The organism is Flavobacterium pectinovorum, assembly GCF_022802975.1.
GTDB classification, from domain to species: Bacteria; Bacteroidota; Bacteroidia; order Flavobacteriales; family Flavobacteriaceae; genus Flavobacterium; species Flavobacterium pectinovorum_B.
Genome location: NZ_JAFEVZ010000001.1, coordinates 363,326 through 377,741, shown reverse-complemented (window position 1 = coordinate 377,741; position 14,416 = coordinate 363,326). Strand labels below are relative to the sequence as shown.

Genomic DNA, 14,416 nt, shown 5'->3' with positions numbered 1-14,416 from the left:
ATTCCAATTTTTTAAATTACAAATTCCAATCTAAACTCTTAAATCTAAAATTATAAATGGATATTCGTTCACGAAAATTTAGGATTAAAATCCACAAATCTTATCATAGGTCGGATATCCGTTATCCTTAGTCATTTTAATTAGATAATGTGCCAATTTGAAGATTAGATAATTTAAATAAATTCCAATTGCATTAATTAAATAATTGGTCACATTTGAACCAAAGAACAAAAAATTAATCTGTTGTTAATCTAACTAAAATACCTTAGCATCTTAGAACCTTAGCAACTTAGCATCTCTAAAAAAAATGACTTTCAAAGAACAAATACAACAAGGAATTCCATCCATATTGCCGCCAAAGCAAGCATACGATCCGGCTATTAACCATGCTCCAAAACGAAAAGAAATTCTTTCGTCAGAAGAGAAAAAACTGGCGCTGAAAAATGCTTTGCGCTATTTTGAACCAAAACACCACGCTGAGTTAATTCCTGAATTTTCAGAAGAATTAGAGAAATACGGCCGTATTTATATGTATCGTCTTCGTCCTGATTATAAAATGTACGCACGACCAATTGATGAATATCCCGGGAAATCATTGCAGGCAAAAGCCATAATGCACATGATTCAGAACAATCTGGATTATGCCGTGGCACAGCATCCGCACGAATTGATTACGTATGGAGGAAACGGAGCTGTTTTTCAAAACTGGGCGCAATATTTACTGATGATGCAGTATTTGTCTGAAATGACAGACGAACAAACTTTAACCATGTATTCCGGACATCCGATGGGATTATTTCCTTCTAATAAAGAAGCACCGAGAGTTGTCGTAACCAACGGAATGGTAATTCCCAATTACTCCAAACCGGACGACTGGGAAAAAATGAACGCTCTTGGCGTTTCGCAATACGGGCAAATGACCGCAGGAAGTTATATGTACATTGGCCCGCAAGGAATTGTACACGGAACTACGATTACGGTTTTGAATGGTTTTAGAAAAATAAAACAAAATCCGGAAGGCAATTTATTTGTAACTTCGGGACTTGGCGGAATGTCTGGTGCACAGCCAAAAGCGGGAAATATTGCAGGTTGTATTACGGTCTGTGCTGAAGTAAATCCGAAGATTACTAAAATCCGTCATGAACAGGGCTGGATTAATGAAGTCGTAACTTCTACCGATGAATTGGTTGCCAGAGTTGCTTTGGCGAAGGCCAATAAAGAAACCGTCTCAATCGCATATTTAGGAAATGTGGTTGATGTTTGGGAGCGTTTCGATGAGGAAAATATCAAGATTGATTTGGGATCCGATCAGACTTCGCTTCATAATCCGTGGGCTGGAGGTTATTATCCGGTTGGAATTTCTTTTGAAGATGCCAACAAAATGATGGCTGAAAATCCGGATTTATTCAAAGAAAAAGTTCAGGAAACTTTACGTCGTCATGCAGATGCCATAAATAAACATACCGCAAAAGGAACGTATTTTTTTGATTACGGAAATGCCTTTTTACTGGAAGCTTCTCGTGCAGGAGCCGATGTAATGGCCGAAAATAATATCGATTTTAAATATCCAAGTTACGTTCAGGATATTATGGGACCAATGTGTTTTGATTACGGATTTGGTCCTTTCCGCTGGGTTTGTACTTCGGGAAAACCTGAAGATTTACTGAAAACGGATGCAATCGCTTGTGAAGTTTTAGAAAAAATGGCAGAAACTGCTCCAAATGAAATTCAGCAGCAAATGCAGGATAATATCAAATGGATAAAAGGGGCTCAGGAAAACAAACTGGTTGTAGGTTCTCAGGCCCGTATTTTATATGCAGATGCCGAAGGTCGAATCAAAATCGCCGAAGCGTTTAATCAGGCAATTGCCAAAGGTGAAATTGGCACTGTTGTTTTAGGACGCGATCATCATGACGTTTCAGGAACTGATTCACCTTACAGAGAGACTTCTAATATTTATGACGGATCCCGTTTTACTGCCGATATGGCAATTCACAACGTGATTGGAGATAGCTTTAGGGGAGCAACCTGGGTATCGATTCATAACGGTGGCGGCGTTGGCTGGGGAGAGGTTATAAACGGCGGGTTTGGTATGGTTCTTGATGGTTCTAATGAGGCTTCAAAACGTTTAGCATCAATGCTTTTTTGGGATGTTAACAACGGAATTTCAAGAAGAAGCTGGGCTCGAAACGAAGGCGCTGTTTTTGCAATAAAACGTGCAATGGAGGTTCAGCCATTATTAAAAGTAACTTTACCAAATCTGGTTGATGAAAGCTTGCTATAAATAAAACAAAACATTTAATTCTAAAAAATTATGAAAACATTCAAATTAGTTCCGATTTTGCTGTTATTGATTTTTACTTCATGTAGCAGTGTTACTGTTTATTCTGATTACGACAAAAATGTCAATTTTGCGCCATATAAAACGTATGCTTTCTTTAAACCCGGAATTGATAAAGTCGAGATTTCTGATTTGGATAAAAGAAGAATTCTACACGCAATTGATGCCGAAATGCAGGCAAAAGGTTTTACAAAAAGTGAAAATCCTGATTTATTAGTAAACATCTTTACCAAATCGAGAGAGCAGGTTAATGTAAACCAATTTAATGCCGGATGGGGTTACGGTTGGGGATGGGGATGGAATCCTTGGATGATGTACGGAGGTAATCAAACAAGTGTTTCAACTTCTACAGAAGGCACTTTATACATCGATTTGATCGATGCCAAAAAGAAAGAAATGATCTGGCAGGGTGAAGGTCAGGGAACACTAACCCGAAACATTGATAAAAAAGATGAAAAAATTGCTGATTTTGTAAACAAAATTTTGGCACAATATCCTCCACAGGCAAAAAAATAATTAATACATTTGCCTATCAAACATCAAAAATGACAAACTATACTAACATTATAATCGCTATTATCAGCATTATTGCAATTCAGCAGTAATGGCGAGGTGTTATATAAGTTTGTAAAATATAATTTATAGAAACCTCCCAAAACGGGAGGTTTTTTTATTTTAAGAAAATTTAAATCAACTATTTTTTGCCACAGATTTAAAAGATTAATATGATTTTTAATTTGTGAGAATCTGTAAAATCTGTGGCTAAAAAATAAAACCAAAAAAATATGACTTTATTTAACGAAGTACTGAATGCAAAAAAACAACTCGAAAATGTTGTTGCTGCCACACCTTTGACACAAAACCTAAATCTTTCGGACGAATTTAAATCGACTATTTTATTAAAAAGAGAAGATTTGCAAATTGTCCGTTCGTATAAAATCAGAGGGGCGTATAATAAAATTTCTTCGTTAACCGATGCTGAAAAAAAAATTGGAGTAGTTTGTGCCAGTGCGGGAAATCATGCTCAGGGTGTTGCTTATTCCTGTAATTTACTTAAAATTAAGGGCAAAATTTATATGCCCAAAACGACTCCAAAACAAAAAGTAAAACAAGTGCAATTATTCGGAAAATCGTTTGTCGAAATTGTACTTACCGGAGATACTTTTGATGATGCTTACACCTCGGCAACTGCAGACGCTATCAAAAACCACAAAATATTCATTCATCCCTTTGATGATGAAAAAGTAATTGCAGGACAAGGAACTGTTGGTTTAGAGATTCTGGAAAGTTACAAAGAACCAATAGATTATGTTTTTGTTCCGATTGGCGGCGGCGGACTGGCTTCCGGTTTATCGGAGGTTTTTAAACATTTAAGTCCGAATACCAAAATTATTGGAGTTGAGCCAAAAGGAGCTCCTTCGATGAAAACTTCGATTGAAGAAAATAAAAACACGGTCTTAAAAACAATTGATAAATTTGTTGACGGCGCTGCTGTAAAACAGGTAGGCGACAAAACTTTTGAAATTTGTAAACATAATTTACACGATATTATCCTGGTTCCCGAAGGAAAAGTCTGTACCACCATTTTACGATTATACAATGAAGAAGCGATGGTCGTTGAACCTGCCGGAGCATTAACAATTGCCGCTTTAGATTTTTACAAAGACAAAATTAAGGGCCAAAAAGTAGTTTGTGTGGTTAGCGGAAGCAACAATGATATTGAAAGAACAGCCGAAATAAAAGAGCGCTCCTTACTTTACGAAGGACTGATGCATTATTTTATGATTCAGTTTCCACAGCGTCCGGGGGCTTTAAAAGAATTCGTAAACAATATTCTGGGACCTGATGATGATATTACTTATTTTCAGTTTACCAAGAAAACGAGCCGTGAAATGGGCTCTGTTGTGGTTGGATTAGAATTAAAAAACAAAAAAGACATTCTGAATATTAAACTAAATATGACCAAAAACGGTTTTGAATTTCAATATCTGAATGACAATCAGGATTTGTTTACGCAGTTAATTGGATAATAAACCTCTTGTTATGATAAATATCAGCAAATAAAAAAGACGTTATATCGTATTTTTGCAACTCAAAATTCAATTTTAAAAACATGGCAGCGCTTAAAGATATTTTAAACATAGAAGACATCAAACAGATGGTGGATACTTTTTATGACAGTGTCAAAAAAGACGATTTACTGGGACCAATTTTCAATGATAAACTGCAGGGTCGCTGGCCTGAGCATTTACAAAAAATGTATGGCTTCTGGCAGACTATTTTATTTGATGTTCGTGCTTATTCCGGAACCCCATTTCCTCCGCATAAGCAATTGCCTGTAGACAAAACTCATTTTGACCGTTGGGTAATCCTTTTCAACACTTCAATAGATGCCCAGTTTTCAGGAGTAATTACCGAAGAAGCCAAAATGCGCGCAACGAATATGGCCTTTATGTTTAATCATAAAATTGAATATTTTAGGGGTTTGAAGAATGAGTAGAATATTTGCTACGACTCGAACCGTAGTGAACAGGCGAAGCAATTTTACTAATTTGCTCGAATTATAAGTTGAATATAAAATGATGAAAACTTTAAAGGGAATAATTTCTATAATTTTTGCTATTTCCGGAATGTTAACTGTATTGTATTTATTAGCAACTTATGAAAGACAACAAGAATTAAAGGATAAAAAATTCATTAATAAAGACTATAAAACTACACGTGGAATTGTTACTAAAAAATCTACCTATAAAGGTCATTCTATTTCAATTAGGGTAAAATATTATGTGAATTGGGTTTTTCACGAAGAAAGTGCTCGTTTAAAAAAAAATGATAAAATTTCTAAAGGAGATAGTCTGACTATAAAATATTCTCGAACAAAACCTGAATTAATGATGACAGAATTTGATGATGAATTTTAACTAAAAATTTCTACATTCCCAATAGCCCTAGCCCTGATGGAAGCGACATCCTTTTGTTTTTTTCTTTAAAAAACAAAAGATACAGCGGACAGCAGGAACAAGCTTCTGAAAATTTTTAAAACCAAAATTTAAAGAAACCGCAATAAAAAATCATTTCGAACAAAAAAATTACGATAATTAACAAAAATTAGCACCTTAAATACGTAATTTTACATTTGTAACCTACAAAGATTTCGAAATGAATTCAAATATTGAAACAAATCCATTATTAGAAAGATTGCCTAAACATTTAAAGCAATTCATCAAACCTCAGGATTATGGTGATTACACACCTATTAACCAGGCGGTATGGCGCTATGTGATGCGTAAAAACGTGGATTATTTGTCGAAAGTTGCACATCACTCCTATCTGGATGGTTTAAAAAAAACCGGAATCGAAATTGACGCTATTCCGAGCATGTATGGTATGAACCGCATTCTGACCGAAATTGGCTGGGCTGCCGTTGCCGTTGACGGGTTTATTCCGCCCAATGCTTTTATGGAATTTCAGGCCTATAATGTTTTGGTTATTGCATCAGATATCAGACAATTAGAACATATCGAATATACTCCAGCGCCGGATATCATTCACGAAGGTGCCGGCCACGCTCCTATTATTGCCAATCCGGAATATGCAGAATATTTAAGACGTTTTGGCGAGATTGGATGCAAGGCGATATCCTCTCACAAAGATTATCAAATGTATGAAGCGATTCGACTGCTTTCAATTTTAAAAGAAGCCGAAGATACGCCTCAGGAAAAAATAGACGAAGCAGAAAAAGCGGTTGCCGATTTGCAAAACAATATGGGCGAATTGTCTGAAATGGCACAAATTCGAAATCTGCATTGGTGGACAGTTGAATATGGTTTAATAGGAACCATTGAAAACCCTAAAATATATGGTGCCGGACTTCTTTCCTCTATTGGTGAAAGTGCCTGGTGCATGACCGATAACGTAAAGAAAATTCCTTATGATATTTCGGCTGCCAATCAAAATTTTGACATTACACAATTGCAGCCTCAGTTATATGTAACACCTACTTTTTCGCATCTGAGTTTGATTTTAGAAGAATTTGCTAATAAAATGGCTTTGCGAACAGGAGGTCTTTCAGGTATTCAAAAACTAATTCAATCTAACGCTTTGGGAACAATTGAATTGAGTACCGGTTTACAAATTTCAGGAGTTTTTACTAATGTTATTGAAGAAGAAGGAAAACCGGTTTACATTCAGGCCACAGGAAAAACAGCTTTATCCTATCGTGAAAAAGAATTGGTAGGTCACGGAACTTTAACACATCCACACGGATTTGGAAGTCCGATTGGGAAACTGAAAGGTTTTAATCTGGCAATTGAAGATATGAGCCCGAAGGATTTACAGGCTTACAATATTATCGAAAGCGAAACCGTTAAACTGGAATTTGAAGGCAATATTATCGTTGAAGGCGAAATCATTACCGGCTCCCGAAATTTACACGGTGAAATCATTCTAATCAGTTTCAGAAATTGTACTGTAACACATGGAGAAACAATTCTGTTTCAGCCGGAATGGGGAAATTACGATATGGCGATTGGCAAAAAAGTGGTTTCGGCATTTTCCGGTCCAGCCGATGTGAATAGTTTTGATTTGATTAATAATGTTCCGAAAACGACTACCATAAAAGCAAAACATTCTGCAGAACGTGATGATTTGGAAATTTTATATTCGACTGTTCGAAATATCCGAAATAATAAAGATTCTAAAGCTGAACTAAAAGCTGTTTTTGAAAAACTAAAAAAAGATCATCCTGCTGATTGGTTACTTTCTGTTGAAATTACCGAACTTTTAAAAGATTCCGAAGAAAAACAACTTTTACAGGAAGTATTGGTTTATCTGGATCAACTGAAAGAAAAACGTCCTGAAGTGGCACATTTAATCGCTGGCGGACTGGATTTAATTTTTGAAAAAGTATTATAAATTAATTTCGCAAAGACGTACCAGTTTTTTGCCAAGCAACATTCACATTGCTTGTCACTTCGACGAAGGAGAAGTCACACTCGGAATTCGACAAAGATTGGCGATTTTGATTAAGGAGTTTCTAGTGTGATTTCTCCTTCGTCGAAATGACAAAATAGACTAGTTAAATTGAGTCGAAATGATAATTTAGAAATTCTAATTTTGGATTAAAATCCTTTATTAGTGCAATTTTCTTTTCTCTTCTCCATTTTTTTAATTCTTTTTCTCTGGAAATTGCTTCCTGAATCCAAACAAACTTTTCATAATAAATCAAGAATTCTAAGCCATATTTTGAAGCAAAACTTTTATTAGCAATTTCTAAATTTTCTTTATGTTGTTGCAGTCTTAATTTTAAATTATTGGTAACTCCAATATAAAAAGTAGAACGGTAACTATTGGTGAGGATATAAACATAATAAGTGTGAAAACCTTCCTGAGTATTAAACATAGTTTTTATTAATTGTATAATTTTCTAAGTTTTTTTGTCACTTCGACGAAGGAAAAATCACACAAAGCATTTACAGCTCGTTGCTCTATGTATTTGATTTCTCGTTCCTCGAAATGAAAGATTGCCGAAAACCCCTCAACCTTTGAACATTAAATTACAACTTCAAATCCTCATTAAACTCACTCTCCGATTCAATCGTTTTTCCATTGTATTGCAATTTCCAGCCCATTGAATTGGTCATAATTAAAATCTTAGACAATTCACTGATTAATCTGTTTTGAGCGTTTGATTTAAGTGTAGATTTCTCAATTTTCTTAGCCAGATTCGCTTTTACTGATTTATTGATTTTATTATAATCATCACCAGTAAACGGATTCAGTTTACTTTGCTCTACATCATAAAACTGAATATCGGGATTAATCGTAATTTCTTCTTTCGGAATATTGAGAATGGTTATGGTTTTATTTTTCTCATCAATATCATATTTCATTTTGTGCAAATCGTAGGCAACGGTAACATTGGCGTTTACGACCACAAGCGCCTTCTTTTCAAAAGAAATCATGTCCATCAAATATTTCTCCTGATTCTTATACGTAATGACTTCCGAGAAATGTCCTTCGGTAACGACCAATTTGCCTACATTCAGAATTTGCTGCTGTATTAAATTCGTATTATAATCGATTGTTGAGTCATCGTCTTTTTTGAATTCGCAATATTTGAAAGCCAGAATAATGGCAACTACAATTCCGGCACCCACTAAAATTCTCTTAAGCATAATTTGGATTTATGTTTTATAATGGTAGCTAATTTAATACTTTTTTGAGTAAAACACTCTAGTATTTCTGAAACGATTTTAATAGCAATTATTTACAAACATTGGAATTATGTAAGATTATCAGCTTTTTACATAAACAAAAAAACAGGTCTTTCGTATATATTTGTAAAAATGGATGTAACCTGCAAAATTTAAATGTTATGATTGAAAAAATTAAGGAATTACCCGAAAATATGATTGGTTTTAAAACAGCCGGTCACGCAGTTAAAGGCGATGTTGATTTTGTTAAATCAGAAGTACGTCTTTTAATAGATGATACACAGAAACTTAATTATTTATTCTTTTTCGATAATTCTCCAACCGATTTTGCATTAGGTACCTGGCTTCATGAAGCTTTGTTAAGCATTAAAAACATTACAAAATGGACAAGAGCTGCTATTGTAACGGACTGTCAGAGAATCATTAATTTTACTAAAGTTTTCAATAAAATTATGCCGGGAGAGTTTAAAGGATTCAAAAAAGAAGATTATATGCTGGCTATAGACTGGACATCAGAAAAAATAGACTTGGATTAAAATATTTCTAATTAATTCATATACAAATTGCCATTTCGCAGGAATCTAAATTTAGATTTTTCGGAATGGCAATTTATTTTATCTTCATTGTTTCTTAAAAAAATTCTACAAATCCTTATTCAATTCATCTATTACTTCTTTAGTCAATTGCAGGCTTTTTAATTTTGCTTGATGATTAAAAATTGGGCTGGTAATCATTAACTCGTCAATTTTAGCATAATCAATAAATTTTTTCAAATCTTCTACGAGTTGTTTTTTGCTTCCTACAAAAGAGCAGGCCGTCATCTGATTGACGTGAAAACGTTCTTCTTCGCTCATAATATCATCCAGAGAATCGACAGGCGGCTGAAGCCCTTTGCGGTCATTCCGAATTAAATTTAGAAACATTTGGTACAAACTTGTTGACAGCTTTTCGGCTTCTTCATTTGTATCGGCAGCAATAATATTTACGCATGCGATAGTTTTCGGTTTGTCTAAAGCCGCTGAAGGCTGAAAATTATCACGATAAAACTCAAATGCCTGCAGCATTTGGCGTGGTGCAAAATGTCCGGCAAAAGCATACGGAAAGCCGTACGAAGCGGCCAAAGAAGCACTTTCCATACTGGAACCTAAAATCCAGATAGGTACTTTAGTTCCTTCGGCAGGGAAGGCACGCACTTTTGCAGTAGCATTTTCTTCAGAAAAATAATCCTGAAGTTTTGATACGTTCTGTGGAAATCGCTGTGCCTGTTCGAAGAAATCTTTTCGAATCGCTTCGGCAGTTGGCTGATCGGTTCCGGGAGCTCTTCCAAGACCTAAATCAACTCGGCCAGGGTACAATGTTTCTAAAGTTCCAAATTGTTCTGCCACGATTAAAGGAGAATGATTGGGCAGCATAATTCCGCCGGACCCCACACGGATATTTTTTGTCTGACTGGCAACATATCCAATCAAAACCACCGTTGCGGTACTGGCTACATGAGCCATATTGTGGTGTTCGGCAAGCCAAAACCTTTTGTAGCCTAAAGCATCTGTTAATTGGGCAATTTCTTTTGTTTTATGTAATGTTTCAGCTGCATTGCTGTCATTATTGATAATAGCGAGTTCTAATATGGAGAGTGAAATTGGATTTTTCATGTAAATAAATATCTTTTTACAAAATTAATTCATTTAAAATGAAAGCATAAATTCTGTGATGTTAATTGAATTATAATATTTCAATTCAGACAAAAAAAGAAGTAACTCAAATGATTTAAAACCTAAATTTGTACATCAAAACACCCATTCGGTTTTAGCTTATCTGCAAATGACACACAAAATTTTAATTATAGACGACGAGGAAAAACTGAGAAGTCTGTTGGCGCGTATTATAAAATCAGAAGGATTTGAAGTTTTTGAAGCCAAAGATTTAAAATCGGGTTTTAAGAAACTGGAACAAACTGATATTGATGTTGTTTTGTGTGATGTAAAACTTCCTGACGGAAACGGTGTTGATTTTCTGCAGAACATAAAAGGAAGTTTTCCGTTGACAGAAGTTATTCTTTTAACGGCTTTCGGAAATATTCCAGACGGCGTTCAGGCGATGAAAAATGGTGCTTTCGATTATATTGTAAAAGGCGATGATAACGATAAAATTATTCCACTTCTTTATAAAGCGGTCGAAAAAGTGCATTTGCAGAAAAAAGTACAACAACTTGAAAAACGTATTGGAGATAAATATTCCTTTTCCAGCATAATTGGGAAATCAAAAGGAATCGAACAAGTCATTGATCTTGCCCAAAAAGTCGCCAAAACTGATTCGACTGTTTTATTAACCGGAGAAACTGGAACCGGAAAAGAAGTTTTTGCACAGGCGATTCACGAAAACAGCAATCGTACAGGAAAATCTTTTGTGGCATTAAACTGCAGTACTTTTAGTAAGGAAATTTTAGAAAGCGAACTTTTTGGTCACAAACAAGGTGCTTTTACAGGAGCTTTAAAAGATAAAAAAGGTTTTATTGAAGAAGCCAATGGCGGTACTTTATTTCTGGATGAAATTGGTGAAATGCCAATTGATCTTCAGGCAAAATTATTGCGTGTTTTAGAAACTTCTGAATATATTCCGGTTGGCGACACGACTCCAAAAAAATCAAATTTCAGATTAATTGCTGCTACAAACCGAGATTTAAAAACAGAAAGTGATGAACATCGTTTCCGTTCTGATTTGTATTTTCGTTTGAATATCTTCGAAATAAAATTACCTTCTTTAAGAGAACGAATTAAAGATATTGCGGTTTTGACGCATCATTTCGTAAAACAATTTTCTGAAAAAACAAATAAAAAAACTTTACATATCTCAGATGATTTTTTGCAGAAATTAGAAAACTATTCCTGGCCGGGAAATATCCGTGAACTGAAAAACATTATTGAACGATCGGTTATTTTGAGTAATGGCGATACTTTAACTTCCGATGTTCTGCCTTATGAAATGCAGCATCAATCTCAAAACAATTCAAAACCAATGTCAGCTTTTTCGATGCAGAGTGTTGAAAAACTTCATATACAGAAGGTTTTGAATTATACCAAAGGAAATAAAGCGGAAACCGCAAGATTGTTAGAAATTGGAATTGCGACTTTGTATCGAAAACTAGAAGAATATAATATACAGCCGTAATCCTGCAAGGTTTTCAAAACCTTATAGGTTTAGATTTTAAATAATTTGAACTTTAGACTTAAAAATAGGATACCTACAAGGTTTTGAAAACCTTGCAGGAAACGGTAATAATCGAAATAACCTTATCATTTCAATAAAAGCTTATCATTTTGATAGGCTTTTATTATGCCTAATTTTTGGCACAAAACTACATTCCTTTTATTGACAGCACTTTAGCTGTAACTTGATTTTTTCGGAACATATTTTGGCATAAGGAGAGAGAACATTAAAAATTCATTCTCATGAAAAACCAAGTCTCCTCAATCTACAAACAAGCCGAACGGTTTGCTGAGATAACCAAAAAATCTATTATTTCCGGAAATATCGTTCGGGCAAAAAAATGCTTGGCACTTGCTGAACGCCTATTTGTAACCGGAAGCATCGAAACCAAAAATGCCATTTCTAATGTGTATGTTTTTTCGGTTTCTTCTTTTATGGAAGTGCGTCACTGCAATATTTCACACCTATTTCCTCAAACGCTTAAAGCGGAATATATAAAGCAGGTTAATGCTTCGGGAGTTTAATGTGAAATGTTGTTTGTGAGATATAAGATGTACTGATCACTCTTCACAAATAACATTTTACTTCTCACATTTCACAAATCTAAAATCATCTAATATGTTAATCACTTTTCTCTTACTCGCATTGGCTGTTGTACTTTTTGCCATTTGCTTTAAATCAGTTGAATTCTTTGAAAAAATCTAAATCATGACCGCACTATTTATTATTTCAATCGCCGTTTTCGTGTATTTGGTTTATGTATTAATCAAACCCGAAAAATTTTAATCTAGTGAAAAGTTATAAGTGAGAAGTTAGATGTTATGCGTCAATTCTTTTTACAAATCACATCTCACATCTTACAATTTCACATCTCACAAAATATAAAAAATTATGAACACAGAATTATTAGGCGTCATTGGTATTTTTCTCCTCACCATTGTTTTAGCTATTCCTTTAGGAAAATATATTGCTAAAGTTTATTTGGGAGATAAAACACTTCTTGATCCGATTTTCAATCCAATTGAAAAATTTATTTTTAAAATCAGCAGTATTAATTCGGCTGAAGAAATGAACTGGAAACAACACTTAAAAGCACTTTTAAGTATCAATATGGTTTGGTTCTTTCTTTGCTTTTTTGTCTTATTGTTTCAGGGTTCTTTGCCCCTTAATCCGGATAACAACCCTTCTATGACACCTGATTTGGCATTTAACACCGCTATTTCATTTTTAGTCAATTGCAACTTACAGCATTATTCAGGCGAAAGCGGGGTTTCTTACCTTTCACAAATCGTCTTGATGTTCCTTCAATTTGTTTCTGCCGGTATCGGGATGGCTGCTGCTGCAATGATTTTTACCGCAATGAAAGAAAGAACGACAGAACAATTGGGTAATTTTTACAATTATTTCATCAAAAGCTGTACTCGTATTTTATTACCGCTTTCAGCAATCGTAGCTATTGTATTAGTTTTCAGTGGCACTCCAATGACTTTTGAAGGCAAAGATGCTATTACAACGCTTCAGGGCGATCATGTCGAAGTTTCTCGCGGACCTGCTGCGGCATTTATTGCGATTAAACATATAGGTACAAACGGTGGTGGATTTTTTGGAGCCAACTCAGCGCATCCATTAGAAAACCCAACCTATCTTACGAATGGAGTTGAGCTTTGGGCACAAATGATTATTCCGTTTGCAATGATTTTTGCTCTTGGGTTTTACCTCAACAAAAGAAGATTATCGAATATCATTTTTGGTGTAATGACGGTTGGTTTTTTACTTCTGGTTGTTCCAACAGTTATGAGCGAAATCAACGGAAATCCTGCCATCGAAAAAATGGGAATCGCACAGACAACCGGATCGATGGAAGGAAAAGAAGTTCGGTTTGGTCCCGCAATGTCAGGCTTTTGGAGTATCGCTACAACGGTAATTTCGACAGGTTCTGTAAACAGCATGCACGATAGTTCGATGCCGATTTCTGGCGCAATGCAATTATTATCAATGATGGTAAATGCCTTTTATGGCGGATGCGGAGTTGGTATTTTAAACTACTATATTTTCATTATTCTGGCTGTATTTATCTCCGGATTAATGGTTGGTCGAACTCCCGAATTTTTAGGCAAGAAAATCGAAGCGCGGGAAGTCAAAATTGCTGCTTTTATTGCCATTCTTCACCCTTTATTAATATTATCAGGAACTGCTTTAGCATCTTATTTTGCCGCACATGATACCGCAATGGGTTACTGGTTTAACGGAAATGCAACAGGCTGGTTAAACAATCCCGGTAATCACGGATTCTCAGAAATGTTATACGAATATACTTCAAGCGCTGCTAATAACGGTTCTGGTTTTGAAGGATTGGGAGATAATAATCCGTTCTGGAATATCACTACGGGAATTGTATTACTGTTAAGCCGTTTTATTCCAATCATTGGTCCATTAGCAATTGCAGGTTTACTGGCAGGCAAAAAATACATTCCGGAAAGTGCAGGAACTTTAAAAACGGATACTTCAATTTTCGGAATCATGACTTTTGCCGTAATCGCAATTATCGCTGCTTTATCGTTCTTCCCAGCGTTGGCTTTAGGTCCATTGGCTGAATATTTTGGAATGTAAAATGTGATTTGTAAAAAGTGAGATGTGAAATGCGAAAAAAAGA

At 35.1% G+C, this 14,416-nt stretch carries 14 protein-coding genes; 11 read left to right on the top strand and 3 right to left on the bottom strand.

Annotated elements, in window-relative coordinates; all coding sequences use genetic code 11:
- Window positions 1-307 precede the first annotated feature (307 nt).
- The 6 genes from FLV_RS01555 (at window position 308) to FLV_RS01530 (ending at window position 7,255) form a co-directional block, all read left to right on the top strand.
- Window positions 308-2,284, top strand: coding sequence for a urocanate hydratase (locus tag FLV_RS01555; protein ID WP_243230275.1), 1,977 nt, complete (start codon window positions 308-310; stop codon window positions 2,282-2,284).
- 30 nt (window positions 2,285-2,314) lie between these two features.
- Window positions 2,315-2,857, top strand: a complete 543-nt coding sequence (locus FLV_RS01550; protein WP_243230274.1) for a DUF4136 domain-containing protein — start codon at window positions 2,315-2,317, stop codon at window positions 2,855-2,857.
- 269 nt (window positions 2,858-3,126) lie between these two features.
- The gene (gene ilvA, locus FLV_RS01545) at window positions 3,127-4,371 is read left to right on the top strand and encodes a threonine ammonia-lyase IlvA (RefSeq protein WP_243230273.1); all 1,245 of its coding nucleotides are present in this window, start codon (window positions 3,127-3,129) and stop codon (window positions 4,369-4,371) included.
- Between the two features lie 83 nt (window positions 4,372-4,454).
- Window positions 4,455-4,841, top strand: a complete 387-nt coding sequence (locus tag FLV_RS01540; protein WP_243230272.1) for a group III truncated hemoglobin — start codon at window positions 4,455-4,457, stop codon at window positions 4,839-4,841.
- 79 nt (window positions 4,842-4,920) lie between these two features.
- Complete coding sequence (locus FLV_RS01535; protein WP_243230271.1) at window positions 4,921-5,262, top strand: hypothetical protein; 342 nt, start codon at window positions 4,921-4,923, stop codon at window positions 5,260-5,262.
- 238 nt (window positions 5,263-5,500) lie between these two features.
- Window positions 5,501-7,255, top strand: a complete 1,755-nt coding sequence (locus tag FLV_RS01530; RefSeq protein ID WP_243230270.1) for an aromatic amino acid hydroxylase — start codon at window positions 5,501-5,503, stop codon at window positions 7,253-7,255.
- A gap of 163 nt (window positions 7,256-7,418) precedes the next feature.
- On the opposite strand, the gene FLV_RS01525 is transcribed toward FLV_RS01530, so the two are convergent.
- Both FLV_RS01525 and FLV_RS01520 read right to left on the bottom strand, forming a co-directional pair.
- Window positions 7,419-7,742, bottom strand: a complete 324-nt coding sequence (locus FLV_RS01525) for a GIY-YIG nuclease family protein (RefSeq protein ID WP_243230268.1) — start codon at window positions 7,740-7,742, stop codon at window positions 7,419-7,421.
- 154 nt (window positions 7,743-7,896) lie between these two features.
- Window positions 7,897-8,517 carry a DUF4230 domain-containing protein gene (locus tag FLV_RS01520; protein ID WP_243230266.1) on the bottom strand — a complete coding sequence of 207 codons (621 nt, stop codon included), beginning with the start codon at window positions 8,515-8,517 and terminating at the stop codon, window positions 7,897-7,899.
- A 200-nt stretch (window positions 8,518-8,717) separates the two neighbouring features.
- Between FLV_RS01520 and FLV_RS01515 the strand changes: the two genes are divergently transcribed.
- Window positions 8,718-9,092: an STAS/SEC14 domain-containing protein gene (locus FLV_RS01515; RefSeq protein WP_243230264.1), complete on the top strand. Its 375-nt coding sequence runs from the start codon at window positions 8,718-8,720 to the stop codon at window positions 9,090-9,092.
- A gap of 105 nt (window positions 9,093-9,197) precedes the next feature.
- On the opposite strand, the gene FLV_RS01510 is transcribed toward FLV_RS01515, so the two are convergent.
- Window positions 9,198-10,208, bottom strand: coding sequence for an LLM class flavin-dependent oxidoreductase (locus FLV_RS01510; protein WP_243230262.1), 1,011 nt, complete (start codon window positions 10,206-10,208; stop codon window positions 9,198-9,200).
- Between the two features lie 169 nt (window positions 10,209-10,377).
- Here FLV_RS01510 and FLV_RS01505 point away from each other — a divergent pair, with 169 nt between their 5' ends.
- The 4 genes from FLV_RS01505 (at window position 10,378) to kdpA (ending at window position 14,373) form a co-directional block, all read left to right on the top strand.
- A complete protein-coding gene (locus FLV_RS01505; protein WP_243230261.1) occupies window positions 10,378-11,724 on the top strand; it encodes a sigma-54-dependent transcriptional regulator in 1,347 nt (448 codons plus the stop codon).
- Between the two features lie 281 nt (window positions 11,725-12,005).
- The gene (locus tag FLV_RS01500) at window positions 12,006-12,287 is read left to right on the top strand and encodes a hypothetical protein (protein ID WP_243230260.1); all 282 of its coding nucleotides are present in this window, start codon (window positions 12,006-12,008) and stop codon (window positions 12,285-12,287) included.
- A 184-nt stretch (window positions 12,288-12,471) separates the two neighbouring features.
- Complete coding sequence (gene kdpF, locus FLV_RS01495; RefSeq protein ID WP_081909388.1) at window positions 12,472-12,549, top strand: K(+)-transporting ATPase subunit F; 78 nt, start codon at window positions 12,472-12,474, stop codon at window positions 12,547-12,549.
- Between the two features lie 105 nt (window positions 12,550-12,654).
- The gene (kdpA, locus tag FLV_RS01490) at window positions 12,655-14,373 is read left to right on the top strand and encodes a potassium-transporting ATPase subunit KdpA (protein ID WP_243230259.1); all 1,719 of its coding nucleotides are present in this window, start codon (window positions 12,655-12,657) and stop codon (window positions 14,371-14,373) included.
- The last annotated feature ends 43 nt before the right edge of the window (window positions 14,374-14,416 follow it).